General features: G+C 71.3%; 16 protein-coding genes. 7 read left to right on the top strand and 9 right to left on the bottom strand.

Annotation, left to right across the window (positions count from 1 at the left end; all coding sequences use genetic code 11):
• Nucleotides 1-6: 6 nt before the first annotated feature.
• From ABZ386_RS06820 to ABZ386_RS06805, 4 genes are all read right to left on the bottom strand, one after another.
• The gene (locus tag ABZ386_RS06820) at nucleotides 7-1065 is read right to left on the bottom strand and encodes an LLM class flavin-dependent oxidoreductase (RefSeq protein WP_356673104.1); all 1059 of its coding nucleotides are present in this window, start codon (nucleotides 1063-1065) and stop codon (nucleotides 7-9) included.
• Nucleotides 1065-1589 carry an SRPBCC family protein gene (locus ABZ386_RS06815; RefSeq protein WP_358964446.1) on the bottom strand — a complete coding sequence of 175 codons (525 nt, stop codon included), beginning with the start codon at nucleotides 1587-1589 and terminating at the stop codon, nucleotides 1065-1067. Before ABZ386_RS06815 ends, ABZ386_RS06820 begins: the two co-directional genes overlap by 1 nt.
• A 116-nt stretch (nucleotides 1590-1705) precedes the next feature.
• Nucleotides 1706-2203, bottom strand: a complete 498-nt coding sequence (locus tag ABZ386_RS06810) for a helix-turn-helix domain-containing protein (protein WP_356675511.1) — start codon at nucleotides 2201-2203, stop codon at nucleotides 1706-1708.
• 167 nt (nucleotides 2204-2370) lie between these two features.
• Nucleotides 2371-2766 (bottom strand): RidA family protein, encoded by a 396-nt coding sequence (locus ABZ386_RS06805; protein WP_351337161.1) that lies wholly within the window; start codon nucleotides 2764-2766, stop codon nucleotides 2371-2373.
• A gap of 139 nt (nucleotides 2767-2905) precedes the next feature.
• Between ABZ386_RS06805 and ABZ386_RS06800 the strand changes: the two genes are divergently transcribed.
• Entirely contained in the window at nucleotides 2906-3889 is a 984-nt protein-coding gene (locus ABZ386_RS06800) for a WYL domain-containing protein (protein ID WP_358963963.1), read from the top strand.
• A gap of 85 nt (nucleotides 3890-3974) precedes the next feature.
• Here the strand turns inward: ABZ386_RS06800 and ABZ386_RS06795 are convergent, their stop codons facing one another.
• The 3 genes from ABZ386_RS06795 to ABZ386_RS06785 all read right to left on the bottom strand — a co-directional run bounded on the left by ABZ386_RS06795 (nucleotide 3975) and on the right by ABZ386_RS06785 (nucleotide 7290).
• Nucleotides 3975-4427 carry a peptidoglycan-binding protein gene (locus ABZ386_RS06795; protein ID WP_114250569.1) on the bottom strand — a complete coding sequence of 151 codons (453 nt, stop codon included), beginning with the start codon at nucleotides 4425-4427 and terminating at the stop codon, nucleotides 3975-3977.
• Between the two features lie 254 nt (nucleotides 4428-4681).
• The gene (locus ABZ386_RS06790) at nucleotides 4682-6127 is read right to left on the bottom strand and encodes a GH1 family beta-glucosidase (RefSeq protein WP_356500788.1); all 1446 of its coding nucleotides are present in this window, start codon (nucleotides 6125-6127) and stop codon (nucleotides 4682-4684) included.
• Between the two features lie 146 nt (nucleotides 6128-6273).
• Nucleotides 6274-7290 (bottom strand): LacI family DNA-binding transcriptional regulator, encoded by a 1017-nt coding sequence (locus ABZ386_RS06785; protein WP_358963959.1) that lies wholly within the window; start codon nucleotides 7288-7290, stop codon nucleotides 6274-6276.
• A 158-nt stretch (nucleotides 7291-7448) separates the two neighbouring features.
• On the opposite strand from ABZ386_RS06785, the gene ABZ386_RS06780 reads away from it, so the two are divergent.
• The 6 genes from ABZ386_RS06780 to ABZ386_RS06755 all read left to right on the top strand — a co-directional run bounded on the left by ABZ386_RS06780 (nucleotide 7449) and on the right by ABZ386_RS06755 (nucleotide 13377).
• A complete protein-coding gene (locus ABZ386_RS06780) occupies nucleotides 7449-8360 on the top strand; it encodes a LysR family transcriptional regulator (protein ID WP_351337166.1) in 912 nt (303 codons plus the stop codon).
• Between the two features lie 139 nt (nucleotides 8361-8499).
• A complete protein-coding gene (locus ABZ386_RS06775; protein WP_351336905.1) occupies nucleotides 8500-9669 on the top strand; it encodes a CoA transferase in 1170 nt (389 codons plus the stop codon).
• Nucleotides 9670-9689: 20 nt separating this feature from the next.
• Nucleotides 9690-10463: a crotonase/enoyl-CoA hydratase family protein gene (locus ABZ386_RS06770; RefSeq protein WP_351336908.1), complete on the top strand. Its 774-nt coding sequence runs from the start codon at nucleotides 9690-9692 to the stop codon at nucleotides 10461-10463.
• A gap of 7 nt (nucleotides 10464-10470) precedes the next feature.
• Nucleotides 10471-11214 carry an acetoacetate decarboxylase gene (locus tag ABZ386_RS06765; RefSeq protein WP_355724597.1) on the top strand — a complete coding sequence of 248 codons (744 nt, stop codon included), beginning with the start codon at nucleotides 10471-10473 and terminating at the stop codon, nucleotides 11212-11214.
• Nucleotides 11214-12170 carry a 3-hydroxyacyl-CoA dehydrogenase NAD-binding domain-containing protein gene (locus ABZ386_RS06760; protein WP_358963955.1) on the top strand — a complete coding sequence of 319 codons (957 nt, stop codon included), beginning with the start codon at nucleotides 11214-11216 and terminating at the stop codon, nucleotides 12168-12170. The genes ABZ386_RS06765 and ABZ386_RS06760 overlap by 1 nt, the downstream gene beginning before the upstream one ends.
• Before the next feature lies 1 nt (nucleotide 12171).
• A complete protein-coding gene (locus ABZ386_RS06755; protein WP_356617932.1) occupies nucleotides 12172-13377 on the top strand; it encodes an acyl-CoA dehydrogenase family protein in 1206 nt (401 codons plus the stop codon).
• An 85-nt stretch (nucleotides 13378-13462) separates the two neighbouring features.
• Here the strand turns inward: ABZ386_RS06755 and ABZ386_RS06750 are convergent, their stop codons facing one another.
• Both ABZ386_RS06750 and ABZ386_RS06745 read right to left on the bottom strand, forming a co-directional pair.
• A complete protein-coding gene (locus tag ABZ386_RS06750; RefSeq protein ID WP_351336918.1) occupies nucleotides 13463-14326 on the bottom strand; it encodes an LLM class flavin-dependent oxidoreductase in 864 nt (287 codons plus the stop codon).
• Between the two features lie 23 nt (nucleotides 14327-14349).
• Nucleotides 14350-15252, bottom strand: coding sequence for a hypothetical protein (locus ABZ386_RS06745; RefSeq protein ID WP_358963952.1), 903 nt, complete (start codon nucleotides 15250-15252; stop codon nucleotides 14350-14352).
• Nucleotides 15253-15279 lie beyond the last annotated feature (27 nt).

The following is a 15279-nucleotide window of genomic DNA, read 5'->3' as shown; positions in this document are numbered from 1 at the left end:
GGTCGGCTAACGCCCCGTGTCGCGCTCCAGGTCACGGACCAGGTCGATGGCCCGGCCGAGGGTGGTGAGGCGCGCGTCCAGGGTGTCGCCGGCGGGGTAGAGGCGGACGGTGTCGACCCCGGCGTCGCGCCACACCCGCAGCCGGGCCCGCACCATGTCCTCGGTGCCGATCAGCGTGGTGGCGAGCACCATGTCGTCGGTGACGAGACCGGCCGCGCCGTCGCGGTCTCCGGCCTGCCAGCGCTCCCGGACCTCCGCCGCCGTCCCGGCCCAGCCCTGGCGGCTGTAGGCGTCGTTGTAGAAGTTCGTGGTGCCGGAGCCCATGCCGCCGAGGCTGAAGGCCAGTTCCTTCTTGCGGCCGGCCACCATCGCGCGCAGCGCGTCCTCGTCCTCGGCGAAGGCCACCTCGGCGCCCTGGCAGATGTCGAGGTCGGCGCGCGAACGCCCTGATGCGGCGAGCCCGGCGTCCAGGTGGTCGAAGTACGCCTCCTTGGCGCCTTCGGGCACGAAGCTGGTGCCGAGCCAGCCGTCGGCGATCTCTCCGGTCAGGCGCAGCATCTTCGGCGAGAGGGTCGCCAGGTGGATCGGTATGTCGTGTTCGGCGCGCGTCGACAGCCGCATCGGCCTGCCCTCACCGCCCGGCAGCGGGATCTGGAACTCCCGCCCGGAGTAGGAGACCTTCTCGCCCGTGGCGGCCTGCCGCACGACCTCCACCGTCTCCCGCATGCGCGACAGGGGCCGGGCGAACGGCACCCCGTGCAGGCCTTCGATCACCTGCGGCCCGGACGGGCCGAGGCCCAGCAGGAAGCGCCCCTCGGAGATGTTGGACAGGGTGATCGCCGTCCTGGCGATGGCCATCGGGGTGCGGGTGGCGAGCTGGATGATCGCGGAGCCGAGGAGCATGCGCTCCGTGCGCGCGGCCAGGTACCCGAGCGGCGACGGCGCCTCGGCGCCCCAGGCCTCGGCCACCCAGCAGATGTCCATGCCGAGCTTCTCCGCCTCGGTGACGAACTCCACCGTCTCCGGCCAGGCCGTGGACGCCTCGATCGTGGTCGACGTGCGCATCACACCCGTGCCCTTCCGCGGCCCTCGGCCAGCTCCCTGATCGCCTCGAGAGTGGCGCTGATGTTCCTCTCGAACTCACGCATGCGCACGAAGACGATCTTCTGTTCCTTCTCCGGCATCCGGTCGATGGCGAAGGAGAGGCCCGAGCGGGCCGGACCCATCTGCATCCACTCCCGCAGCAGCGTGCCGCCGTCCTGCGGTTCGAGCGTGAAACGCCAGACGGCCGTGGGATGGCCGGGGTCCTCGACCGCCCAGGCGAAGACCCGCAGGGGCTCGTACTCGATGACGTGGGACGTGGTGGCCCACTCCCCCAGCGCCTCGTGCCTGCTCTTGCCGACGAAGCGGGCGCCGACCGCGGGACACGAGGCACCGTCCAGCCAGTCCACCGACTGGAGTTCGGCGCTCAGGCTCGGCATGAGTCCGATGTCGGAGACCAGCTCCCACACTCGTTCCGGCGGGGCGGCGATCCAGATCGGCACCTCGACCGTCGGCTTGTCCGCATAGCGCGCGCCCGTCCACTCCAAGACCCGGCCCTCCTCGACAGTACGGCAGACCTCCAGGGAAATGCAGCCCTGACCATCAAAGTTGTTCATTTGGACTCACTTGTCAAGAAGAGGCGGCACCCCCTGGGGCGGTCGGCTCAGCGGGCGAACCGCTCCCGCACATCCGGCCGTTCGGCCAGGCGCGGCGGATAGCCCGGACCCAGCCGGGCGTGGGTGTTGCCGGCGGTCATCGGCTCACCGCAGGCGGCGCACACCACCTCGGCGTGGCTCTCCTGCCCGCAGGTTTCGTGGTACATCACCACCGGCGGGCCCTCCTCACCGGCCAGCCAGCGGTCCCCCCAGCGGTTCATCGCCAGCAGCACCTGGTGGAAGTCACGCCCCTTCTCCGTGAGGACGTAGTCGTACCGCACCGGCTCGGTCTGGTAGGGCCGCTTCTCCATCAGCCCTTCGTCGACGAGCCGCCGCAACCGGTCGGCCAGGGTGTTGCGCGCGATCCCGAGCGACTCCTGGAACCCGTCGAAGCGCTTGATTCCGTAGCCGGCCTCCCGGAGCACCAGCGGCGTCCACCAGTCGCCCAGCAGGTCCATGGTGCGGGCGATCGAGCACGGCCAGTTCGCGAAGGACGTACGCCTCATACGGCCCAGGATAGGGGCAGGTCTCGGGAAAAGACCCAGCAGGTGATCCCCGCCGGCGTAGCCGCAACAGGCGCTTCGGGGCAGCCATGCCGGCCCGAGGACGTGACCGGCGGAGCCGGTCGTCCCCGGGTCCGGCAGGTGCGGTCCCGGCCGGTGCCCGGATCACCTCACGCGACGGCGGTCCCCTCGAGCTCGACCAGCTGGCCGGGGATCGCGAGCCGGGTCACCCCGAGCATCGTGGTGGCCGGTGCCACCCCGGCGGCACCCAGCCGCGACGCCAGCACGCCGTAGTGCGGGAACAGCAGATCGACGTCGGTGGTGTAGACGTTGAGCCGGACGAGGTTCGCGAGGGACATGCCCGCCTCGCCGAGCACGGCCTCCAGGTTGTCCAGGCTCAGCGCCAGCTGTGCGGCCATGTCGCCGTCGTGCTGCGGCTTGCCGTCGGCGCTCATCGCGGTCTGGCCGGAGCAGTACAGGGTCCGGGTGTGCCCGGAGACGAGCTCGCCCTGGTTGAACCCCAGCTCCACCGACCACGGCACCGGGTTGACCGCCGTTCGTTCCACTGCCACTACAACTCCACGGGTTGCGTCGGGATCGCGTACGTCCATCGGCACGGCAGCCGCCGTCGTCGACGTCGACGCTCGCGAGCAGCCTTCCAACGAATCACGACACCCTCGGTCACGTATTCGATAAGGTCCCCGCATGCGCGCCGATCGGCTGGTCTCGCTGGTGCTGCTGCTGCGTCAGCGCGGCCGGATGACCGCGGACACGCTCGCCCGCGAGCTGGAGGTGTCCACCCGGACCGTGCTGCGCGACATCGAGGCGCTGTCCGCGGCCGGCGTCCCGGTCTACGCCGAACGCGGCCGGCACGGCGGGTTCTCCCTGCTGCCCGGTTTCCGGACGGAACTCACCGGGCTGAACCACGAAGAGGCGCTCGCCCTGCTGACCGCCGGATCGGGGCGCGGCGAGCAGGCGTTCGGCCTGGGCTCGGCGCTCGCCTCGGCCATGCGCAAGGTGGTCGACGCACTGCCCGAAAGCCATCGGACCACCGCGAGCGACGCGGCCCGGCGATTCCTCGTCGAGCCGGAGACCGACCTGCTCTCCCGCCGGGTGGCCACCGAGGAAGTGCCCGCCGCGACGATGACCGAGATCCGGCGCGCGGTGCTCGCCGGGCACCGACTGCGCATTCACTACGCGGCCGCGGACCAGGAACCGCGGTGGCGCACGGTGGACCCGATCGGCCTGGTCACCGTGCGCGACCGGGGCTACTTGCTGGCCACGCGGTCCGGGGCGGACCGCACGTACCGGCTGTCGCGGATATCGGCGGCGGAAGAACTCCCCGAACCGGCACAGCGACCGGACCAGGTCGACCTGGACCGGATCTGGCGGGAACGCTGCGCGCGGTTCCTGTCCAGCGGCCATGTCGCCGTGCTGGTGCGGGTGGCCCCGGAGCGGCGGGAGGAGCTGCTGAGCACCGCCGTGGCCGTCCGCACCGCGGAACCCGACGCGGACGGCCGGCTGCGGCTGGAGGCCACGTTCCAGGACCTGCGCCACGCCGAGTGGGCCCTGTGGCAGCTCGGCGCGGACGCGGAGGCCCTGTCCCCGGAGTCGTTACGCACGTCCCTGCGCGACCGCGCCACCGCGATGGCCGCCCGGTACGCGACCTCTCAGTACCTTGCTCGCTGATCGGCCGATGAGTTCCGGGGGGCGGGCTGCCGGGTCAGTACCAGCAACAAGAAATTACCCGGCAGCGACACTCATGGTTCGGAAGTCAGCAGCCCGTGGCGTTGTAACTCCAGAATGCGGCCCTGGTCTGCGGTCCGGCGATGCCGTCGGGGGTTCCCGCGTTTTCGCCGACGCTGTTCAAGAACTTCTGCAGCGCCCTGATCGTGTTGGGCCCGACGATCCCGTCCTCGGTGCCGGCGTTGTGGCCCCAGGCGTTGAGCATCCGCTGGGCCGCCTTCCAGCTGTTGGTGCCCAGCTGTCCGTCCTCGGCGCCGGCGTTGAAGCCCCAGGCGTTGAGGCAGCTCTGCCAGTTCTTGGCGCGGGCCGTGTCCAGGCCGAGGTTGTTCACCGCGAGGGGGGCGAACTGCCCGCTGCCGGCCGCGGTCCGGGCGGCCTGCTGAGGGGCCGCCACGCTCGCGCTCGCGCCCACGAGACCACCGGCGGCAATGCCGACGACGGCAGTCGCGGCAACCAATGCCCTGGTCAGTGAAGATCGCATCGCTTCCTCTTTCGGTCGACGGTGACAGCTTTGGCGCGGACTGCCCCCACCGGCCGTCCGAGCCGACCCAAGCGTGCCAGGCCCAGGTATCCGGATCTCGCTAAAATGCGAACTGATTTGCCGCACGGCACAATTCAGGCCACATTCCGAGCATGCGCCGCGGAATATTCCGCCAAAGCGCCTACGAATTCCGGCCAACGCTCACGGAAACATCGTTTTCCGGGGCGTCCGTCAGCCCAAGCGCAGTTGATACGTCATCCATGTGTCGGCGGCGGGATGGTGCCCGTCCGGGCCAGGTCCCGGAACCACAGGGCGCTGTCCTTCGGTGTGCGGCGCTGGGTCTCGTAGTCGACGTGGACGATGCCGAAGCGCTTGGCGTACCCGTAGCCCCATTCGAAGTTGTCCATCAGCGACCACACGAAGTACCCGCGCAGGTCGACGCCGGCGGTGAGGGCCCGGTGGGCGGCGAGGAGGTGGCGGCGGAGGTAGTCGACGCGCTCGGGGTCGTGGACGGCGAGGGTGCCGTCGGGGCGGACGGAGACCCGGTCGTCGAAGGCCGCGCCGTTCTCGGTGATGACCAACGGCTGGTCCGGGAACCGCCGGTGGAGGTCGAGGAGGAGTTCTTCCAGGCCGTCGGGGTCGATGTTCCAGCCCATGGCCGTGTGCGGGCCCGGCTGTTCGAGGAACTCGACCTGGGGCGAGCCGGGCCAGGGGGAGCCGCCCACGTCCTTGTGGCCGTCGTGCTGCTGACGCGCGGTCGTGCCGTCCCACAGCCCGACGGCGGTGGTGGCGTAGTAGTTGACGCCGAGCAGGTCCAGGGGCTGGTGGATCCGGGCCAGGTCGCCGTCCTGGACGAACGCCCAGTCGGTGACGGCGGCGGTGTCCTCGATGAGGTCCTCGGGGTAGCGGCCGCGCAGCAGCGGGTCGGTGAAGGAGCGGTTGGCCAGCGCGTCGATGCGCCGCACGGCCTCCTCCGCGCCGTCGCCCCTGCCCCTGAGGACATGGAAGTTGAGGGTGATGGAGTACTGCGGGTCGTTGGTGGTGACCGCCCTGAGCCGCTCGACCGCCAGTCCGTGGGCGAGGTTGAGGTGGTGCACCGCCGTCAGCGCCGCGGCGCCGTCGGTGCGGCCGGGGGCGTGCGCGCCGGATCCGTAGCCGAGGTAGGCGGAGCACCACGGCTCGTTGAGGGTGGTCCAGACGGCGACGCGGTCGCCGAGGGCCTCGCCGACGACCTGGGCGTAGTCGGCGAAGGCGAAGGCGGTGGCGCGGTTGGTCCAGCCGCCCTCGTCCTCGAGGGCCTGGGGCAGGTCCCAGTGGTAGAGGGTGGCCACGGGGGTGATGCCCCGGTCGAGCAGGCCGTCGACCAAGCGGCCGTAGAAGTCCAGGCCCTTGGGGTTGGCCGGGCCCCGGCCGGTGGGCTGGACGCGCGGCCAGGCGATCGAGAACCGGTACGCCCGCAGGCCCAGCGAGGCCATGAGGTCGAGGTCTTCGTCGAGGCGGTGGTAGTGGTCGGCGGCGACGTCGCCGGTGTCCCCGTTCCAGGTCCGGCCGGGGGTGTGGGAGAACGTGTCCCAGATGGAGGGGCCGCGGCCGTCCTCGTCGGCGGCGCCTTCGATCTGGTAGGCGGCGGTCGCGGAACCGAGGACGAAGTGCGCGGGGAAGGTCATGGGCTCGACGGGTTCCTTCCGGGCTTTCGGCATGCACCGCTTCTCTCTGTGAGTCGTGAGGGGCCGCTTCGGGCTTGCCCGGAACCACGGTGATGTTAACGTTAACAAGCTGTCAAGGCCGTGTCCCGCCGAACTCGGACGCACCGGACCGGCCGTCTCCGAGATCCCGTCCGCAGGGCTCAGGCATCCGCCCGGGGTGCGGCGGTGCTGCGCCGTACGACGAGTTCCGGCGCGAGCTGCTGCCGGAGCGCCCGCTCCCCGCCCAGCATCCGCACCAGCAACTCGATGGCGCTGCTGCCGAGGTGGACGAAGTCCTGCCGGACCGTGGTCAGGGCGGGCACGAGGTATCCGGCGCCCTTCATGTCGTCGAACCCGACGAGTGACACGTCCTGCGGCACCCGCACGCCCCGTTCGGCGAAGGCCGCCAGCACTCCCATCGCCATCTGGTCGTTCCCCGCGAAGACCGCGGTGGGCAGGCCGGCGTCGTCCGCGCAGAGCCGGTGGGCGAGGCGGTATCCGCTCTCCGCGCTGAAGTCGCCTTCCAGCACGGCTCCTTCCGCTCCCGCGGTGGCGAGTTCGGCGCGCCAGCCCTCGACGCGGGCCCGGGCGTCGAAGGTCCGCAGGGCGCCCGTCAGATGGGCGATGCGCCGGTGCCCGAGACCGAGCAGGTGACGCACCGCCAGCCGGGCGCCGAGTTCCTGGTCGACCTGGACGGAACTCAGGTCGGGGTGGGGCGCGCTGCCGGACATCACCACCGCCACCGGCACCCCGAAGGCGAGGCCGGACAGCGCCTCCACGGCGTCGGGCCGGTCGGTGACGACCGCGATCGCCTCCACCGACTGGTCGGTGAGCCGCCGCAGGGTCTCCACGAGGTCACCGGTGGTGCTCTCGCCCTGCCGGCTCGCCAGGCTCACCCAGTAACCGGCCTGCTTGGCGGCCGTCTCCACGCCCAGCAGGATGCGGGGCAGTTCGAACAGGTCCGACCCGACGACCATCACGCCGATCGTCGAGGAGCGGCGGCTCTTGAGGGCCCTGGCCACGCTGTTGCGGCGGTAACCCAGCTTGCTGATCGCGGCCTCGACGCGGGCGCGGGTCTCCGGCCGTACCGAGGGGTGGCCGTTGACGACCCGGGAGACGGTGATGTGCGAGACGCCGGCCTCCCGTGCCACGTCCATCATTCCTGGTGGCCGGTTCATCCCACTCGTTCCTCTGCCTCGACCCCGGCACGCGGCCCCGCCCCTGCGCCGATACTGCCACAGGGCCCGGGGCGCCCACCGCCCAGCCGGTCCGGGGCCCGGGCGCCACCCTCGGGGCGCGCCCGATGCCTTCCGCCGCACCCCTTAGGGTGGGCGCCGTGGAGCTCCTACACCTGCGTTATTTCGTCGCCGTCGCCCAGGAACTCAACTTCTCCACCGCGGCCCGCAAATTGCACATGGCGGCCTCCCCGCTGAGCCGGCGGATCAAGGACCTCGAGAACGAACTCGGACACCGGCTGTTCGACCGCGACACCCACCACGTGCGGCTCACCCCGGCCGGCGGTGCGCTGCTGCCGATCGCGCGCGGCGTCCTGGAGCAGGTGGACTCCATCCAGTGGCGGCTGGACGAGACGGCCCGGCCGCGGCGGACCACGGTGCTGCTCGGCATTCCCGGCGGCATCCATCCGGATCTGCGCGAGCGGATCGAGGCCCTCACCGAGCGGGTGCGCGACCGGTTCGAGATCAAGCGCTGGCCGGGCGCCAGCGAGCGTCTGGTGGAAGCGGTGTGCGACGGCAGACTGGCGCTGACCCTGGCCCGGCTCCCGGTCGGCGGCGACCCGGCGCTGGAACAGCTGCCGGTGATGTCGGAGCGGCTCGGCGCGGTCGTCCCCCGGGACCGGTTCGCCGAGCGGGAGTCGGTCGCGCTGGCCGAGCTGACCGATCTCGCCTACGCGGGTTCGCCCGCCGCCGCGACCACCGCGTATTTCCGGGGACTCGACCAGCAGCTGTCCGATCTCGGTATCAAAAAACGCATCAATCTGAGCAGCGTCACTTTCGACGGAGTTTCCGAGATAGTCGCCGGTGGACTGGCCTTCTCTGTTTCCATGCTGGACCCGAGAAGCCCCATGCAGAATTACCGCCTCGAGAATGTGACCGTCCTTCCGTTCTCCGATTTCCAGCCCTGCCTCGAAACCGGGCTGCTCTGGCGCAAGGACCGTGCCGACGGCGGTGACCTGGAAGAAGTCGTCGCCGTGGCCCGTGAGGTCTTCGCCGAGCCGCTCCAGGTCTGACCCCGGCAGCACGCGACAAAGCGGTATGACCTCTGCGGTCATACCGCTTTTCGCAATATGGTCATTCCGTCTCCGGTCCCCTCTTGCTAACTTAGTTGCCAGATACACACACCTGGCGAAGCGGGAGTGAGAAAGAAAGATGACGGATATGACGAACACCATCGCCGGCCCCCTGGACGGTGTGCGGGTGATCGACCTCTCGACCGTCGTGATGGGCCCCTACGCGGCGCAGATCCTCGGTGATCTGGGCGCCGACGTGATCAAGATCGAGTCGCCCTCCGACACCGTCCGGGTGGGCCACTACCGCACCACGCCGGGCATGACCCCGCTGAACCTCAACGTCAACCGCAACAAGCGCAGCGTCGCCCTCAACCTCAAGGACGACACCGACCGCGAGCGGGCGCTGAAGCTGATCGACACCGCGGACGTGCTCATCACCAACATGCGGCCCGGCGCGCTGCACCGCCTGGGCCTGTCCTACGACGACATCGCCGAGCGCAACCCCGGGCTCGTCTACGCGCACGCCCAGGGCTTCCGCGGCGACTCGGACCGGGCCGGCAACGCCGCGTACGACGAGACCGTGCAGGCCGCGTCCGGGCTGGTGGACATCGCCGACCGGGCGCTGGGCGAGCCCGTCTACCTGCCGACCATCATCGGCGACAAGGTCTCCTCGCTGACCATCGCCTACAGCGTGCTCGCCGCCCTGCTGCACCGGGACCGGACCGGCCAGGGCCAGCTCGTCGAGATCCCGATGACGGACACGCTGATCGCGTTCAACCTGGTCGAGCACCTCGCGGGGCACACGCACGTGCCCGAGACGGGTCCCACCGGCTTCCCCCTGTCGATGCTGAAGGGCCACAAGGCGGTGCGCACCAAGGACGGCCTGGCCTGCGTCATCCCCTACAACCCGGGCAACTACCGGGACTTCTTCACGGCCGCCGGACGCCCGGACCTCGCCGAGGACCCGCGGGTCAACGCGGACGCCGTCGACAGCGCCGACCACGAGGACCTGGCCGCGCTGGTCGAGGCCTGCGCCCCCGCGCTGACCACCGAGGAGTGGGCGGAGGTGTGCGCCAAGCACAGCATCCCGATGGCCCCGGTGCTGGAACTCGACCGCGCCCACGAGGACCCCTACGTCCGCGACGGGCACCTGCTCGACACCGTCGAGCACCCGACCGAGGGCGCCGTCCGCACCATCGGCATCCCGCTGCGCTTCTCCGCCACGCCCGGCTCGATCCGCCGCCTGGCCCCGGTCGCCGGCCAGGACACCGAGGACGTCCTCGCCGAACTCGACGCCACCGCCCGCTGATCCCCAGGAGGACGACAGTCATGAGCACCCCCACGCCTCCCGTGCGCACCGAACGCATCGGCTCCACCCTGCTGATCACCCTGGACCGTCCCGAGGCCCGCAACGCCGTGAACGCGGCGACCGCCACCGCCCTGGCCGCCGCACTCGACGAACTGGAGGCCGACCCCACGCTGCGGGCCGGCGTCCTGACCGGCGAGGGCGGGACGTTCAGCGCCGGCATGGACCTCAAGGCCGCGCTGCGCGGCGAGTCGCCCGAGGTCGAGGGCCGCGGCTTCGGCGGCCTGACCGAGGCCCGACCGGACAAGCCTCTCATCGCCGCCGTGGAGGGCTACGCCATGGGCGGCGGCTTCGAACTGGCCCTGGCCTGCGACCTGATCGTCGCGGCCGAGGACGCCCGGTTCGGCCTGCCCGAGGTCAAGCGCGGCCTGATCGCCGCGGGCGGCGGTGTGATCCGGCTGCCCAAGCGGATCCCGCACCACCTGGCCATGGAACTCCTGCTGACCGGCGACCCCGTCGACGGCCGCCGCGCCGGCGAACTGGGCCTGGCCAACCGGGTCACGAGCAAGGGCCAGGCCGTCGCCGAGGCGCTCCGGCTGGCCGAACGGCTCGCGGAGAACGCCCCGCTCGCGCTGGCGGCCGTCAAGCGCGTCGCCCGCGCCGCCGACGGCGCCCCCGACGCCGAGGCCTTCGCCTTCCAGCGCGGCGAGATGAAGACCCTGATGGCCTCGGACGACGTCCGCGAGGGCATGACCGCCTTCGCCGAGCGCCGCCCGGCGCGGTGGACGGGGCGGTGAGGCCGACATGAGGGCAGAGGACGTACGACAGCACCTCACCACCCCGCTCACCAGCCCGGCGTACGCGCCGATGGTCCCGCGGTTCACCGACCGCGAGTACCTCAACGTCGTCTACCGCACCGACCCCGACGCGCTGCGGGCCGTCGTCCCCGAGCCCCTGCGGATCGACGAGCCGCTGGTCCGGTTCGAGGTCATGAAGATGGGCGACGTCAGCGGCTACGGCCCCTACACCGAGGCCGGCCAGGCGGTCCCCGTCCGCTTCGAGGGCGAGCGGGGCGAGTACCTGCACGCGATGTACCTCGACAACTTCCCGGCGACCGCCTCCGGCCGCGAGGTCTCCGCCTACCCGAAGGTCATCGGCTCGCCGTCGCTGTACGTCGACTCCGGCGCGCTCGTCGGCGCCCTCGACCACGGCACCCTGCGCGTCGCCACCGCGACCATGGGCTACAAGCACCACGAGCTGGACCGGCGCGAGGCCGAGGCACAGATCACCGTGCCGACCTTCATGCTCAAGACCGTCCCCGGCTATGACGGGCTGCCGCGCGTGCAGGAGCTGGTGCGCACCCGCATCACCGACGTCACCGTCAAGGGGGCCTGGACCGGACCCGCCCGGCTCCAGTTGTTCCAGCACGTGCTGGCGCCGCTGGCCGACCTGCCGGTGCTTCAGGTCGTCTCCGCGAGCCACATCCTCACCGACCTGACGCTGTCCGGCGTCGAGCCGGTCCACGACTACCTGAAGGGAGCCGCCTGATGCCCCGCACCTTCCGTACGGCGGCCGTGATCGGCGCCGGGACCATCGGACTGTCCTGGACGGCGCTGTTCGCCGCGCACGGGCTGACCGTCCGGGTGAGCGACCCGCGCGAGGACCTCGCCGAGTCCGTCGCGGACGCCCTGGACCGGTACGCCCCGCACCTGGCCGCCCGCGGCCTGGACGTGACCGGCCTCGCCGACCGGGTGCACCTCGCGCCCGGTGTCGCCGAAGCGGTCCGGGACGCGGACGTCGTCCAGGAGAACGGCCCCGAACGCGTCGCGTTCAAGCGGGACCTGTTCGCCACCCTCGCCCGCGAGGCACCCGGGCACGCGCTGCTGCTCAGCTCCTCGTCGGCGATCCCGTCGACCGCGTTCGCCGGGGACCTGGCGGACGAGGACGCCGCCCGCGTCCTCATCGGCCACCCCTTCAACCCGCCGCACGTGGTCCCGCTGGTCGAGGTCGTCCCCGGCGAGCGCACCGGCGAGGACGCCGTGCAGGCCGCCCTCGACTTCTACACCTCCGTCGGCCGCACCCCGGTCGTCGAGCGCAAGGAGATCCCCGGCTTCGTCGGCAACCGCCTGCAGAACGCCCTCAGCCGCGAGGCGGTCCACCTCGTCGAGCAGGGCGTGGTCACCCCCGAGGACCTCGACAAGGTCATGACGAACTCGCTGGGGCTGCGCTGGGCCACGGTCGGGCCGTTCCTCGGCGCGCACCTCGGCGGCGGACCCGGCGGCTACCGGCACCTCGTCGAGCACATCGGCGCCTCGATGCAGCACCTCACGGACGGCCCGGCGCGGGACGCCGACGCACAGGAACGGCTCATCGCAGCCGTGGAGAAGGCCTACGGCTCCGTCCCGTACGCGGACCTCGCCGAGACGCGCGACCGCAGGCAACTGGCGGTCCTGGACGCCCTGTCCGGCACCGCCGGCACGACCACCCCGAAGGAGGAGAACTGAGATGACCACCCCCACCGTCGCCCCGCTCACCGATGAACTCACCGCGGACTTCTACCACTACGAGTCGCTGCTGCCGGACGAGGAGCGCAAGATCCTCCTCAAGGCCCGTGCCCTCATGCGCGACCAGGTCAAGCCGCTGGTCAACGACCACTGGGCCAAGGGCGAGTTCCCGAAGGAACTCATCGCCCTCTTCCGCGACAGCGGCCTCGCCGGTCTCCCCTACGAGGGCTACGGCGAGCACCGCCCCGCCGTCAGCAACCTGCTGAGCGGCCTGCTCGCCCTGGAGATGACCCGCACCGACGCCTCCGTGTCGACCTTCTTCGGCGTCCACAACGGCCTGGCGATGTACTCCATCCACTCCGGCGGCGACCAGGAGCAGCGCGACCGCTGGCTCCCGGCGATGGCCGCGATGGACCGGATCGGCGCGTTCGCCATGACCGAGCCCCTCGGCGGCTCCGACGTCGCCGGCGGCATGCGCACCACCGCCCGGCGCGAGGGCGACACCTGGGTGCTGAACGGCGCCAAGAAGTGGATCGGCAACGCGACCTTCGCCGACTACGTCGTGGTGTGGGCGCGGGACGTCGACGACAACCACGTCAAGGGCTTCGTCGTCGAGAAGGGCACGCCCGGCTTCGAACCGGCGAAGATCGAGGGCAAGATCGCCTTCCGGATCGTGGAGAACGCCGAGATCACCCTCACCGACGTCCGGGTGCCGGAGGCGAACCGCCTGCAGAACATCAACTCCTTCCGGGACGTCGCCGAGATCCTGCGCGCCACGCGCAGCGGCGTGGCCTGGCAGGCGCTGGGCGTGATGGTCGGCGCCTACGAACTGGCCCTGGACTACGCCCGGGAGCGCCGCCAGTTCGGCCGCCCGATCGGCGGCTTCCAGCTGGTGCAGGACCTGCTCGTGAAGAGCCTGGGCAACATCACCGCGTCCTGGGGGATGCTGGTGCAGCTCGCCCGGCTCCAGGACGCCGGCGTCTTCCGCGACGAGCACTCCGCCCTGGCCAAGGCGTTCGTCACCTCCCGGATGCGGGAGGTCGTGGCCTGGAGCCGGGAGATCTTCGGCGGCAACGGCATCCTCCTGGACCACGACATCGCCCGGTTCTTCGCCGACGCCGAGGCCATCTACTCCTTCGAGGGCACGCGTGAGATGAACACCCTGATCGTCGGCAAGTCGATCACCGGCCAGAGCGCCTTCGTGTGATCCACCGGCTGCCCTCCGGATCAACCCCAGGCCCCCGGGCCTGGGGTTCCCTCATGTCCGCGGGAGGATGCCGGACGCCGGGCGGCTAGAGGAGCGGCGGTCCCGCCTCGACGCGGCGCAGCACCGGCGCCAGGCGGTCCAGGTCGGGGCCGGTCTGCACCTGCCGCTCGTCCCACCAGGTGCCGCCGGCGTCGCGCAGCGGACCGATCACGTCCTTCGCCCTGGCCGCGTCCGTGGGCGTGGCACCGCCGAGCACGAACTCGAAGGGCCGCTCGGCCCCGGCCGTGCGGTGCTCGCGCACATAGGCGACCAGGTCCCGTACCTCGGCCGGGTCGGGGACGTGCCCGTGCCGGGCCGTCTCGAACAGGGGCACCGCGCCGTCCCAGCGCGCCGCCCGCCGCATGGGCGGACGCCGCGGCCAGAACCCGCCGATCCACACCGGCGGACCCGGCCGCTGCACCGTCGCGGGCAGCAGCGTCACGTCCCGGACCTCGTAGTGACGGCCGTGGTGGTGCACGGGTTCGCCGGACCAGAAGCGCCTCAGCAGTTCCAGCCCCTCGTCCAGTCGCTCGGCCAGGACGCGGGGCCCGGCGGTGTCGCCGAAGCTGCGGTACTCGTCCTCGACGGGACCGCCGAGGCCGGCCGCGAAGATCACCCGGCCGCCGCTGAGCCGGTCCAGGGTGGCCACCTGGCGGGCGAGTTGCTGCGGGCGGTAGCGGGGAACCGGCGTCAGCAGGGTGCCCAGCCGGATCCGTGAGGTCGCCAGCGCGGCAGCGGTCAGCAGCATCCAGGGGTCCGCGAAGGGACGCCCCTGGTGCTGCCGGTGCAGGACGTGGTCCCAGACGAACAGCCCGTCCCACCCGGCCTGTTCGGCGGCGGCCGCCACGGTCGCGACGTTGCGGGGGTCGGCGAAGTCACCGAAGTTGGGGATGTTCACGGAGAAACGCATACCGACAGCATCCGCCATCGGCGCTACTCGGTGTAACCCCACAGCTTGTTGAAGCGCTTCTGCTGGTCCCGGATGTGGGACGTGCGCGCGTTCAGCGAGGTCCAGGGGTTCTCCTGCCGGATGTCCGTGTGGACTTCGTAGCACAGCGCCTCGTCGAAGAGGACGACGTCGCGTATCTCCCCGCGGGCGTTGGGGGGCAGGTCCGAGAGGGCGACGACCCGCGCGTCGATGCCCAGCTCCCGCTGGCGTTCGCAGATCCCGGTCAGCTCGTCGATGTCATCCGCCCTCTCCACGATGAACAGACGCCTGACCTCCACCCCGCGTTCCTTGATCGCGTCCTCCTGGGCCTGGAGATAGCGGTCGGCGGGGTCGCTGCGCCAGAAGGCCTGGTCCACGTAACTGCTGGTGGCGTAGATGCTCCGCTGGGCGCACTTGGTGAGGTCCATGAGCCAGTCGTGGTTCTCGCCCGGGCACTCGTGGGTCATCGTGGTGAGGCTCTCCAGCAGCGACGCGAGACGGCTGATCTCCTCCAGCGCGAAGTCCCGCAGGATGTCCGGGCCGACCGCGCCCACCCGCGTGGCGAAGCGGGCCAGCCGTGCCACGCCGTCGGAGCGCAGCCGTGACCGCTCCACCTCGCCGAAGAGCTCGGTCGCGTCGCTGATCCGCGAGAAGCTCAGCTCCACCAGGTGGCTCATGTCCTGGTGATGGGTGGTCAGGGCCTCCTGGACCTCGCGGCGTTGGCCGTCCTGGCCGGACTGCACCAGCCCCAGGCGACGCTCGAAGTCGATGAGGTACTGGACGATCAGGGCCGCGCCGCCGATGACGATGGAGACGGCGAGCTTCCACAACTCGTCCTGGTCCTGGTCGATCAGATTGGTGATGACGTAGGCGATGGTGGCCACCACGACCGTGACCAGTGTCTTCAACAGGAGCGGGGGGACTCGCAGGCCCCC

This window comes from Streptomyces sp. NPDC006140 (assembly GCF_040628815.1).
In the GTDB taxonomy this organism is placed as follows: Bacteria; Actinomycetota; Actinomycetes; order Streptomycetales; family Streptomycetaceae; genus Streptomyces.
This window is presented reverse-complemented; position numbering and strand designations above follow the sequence as displayed.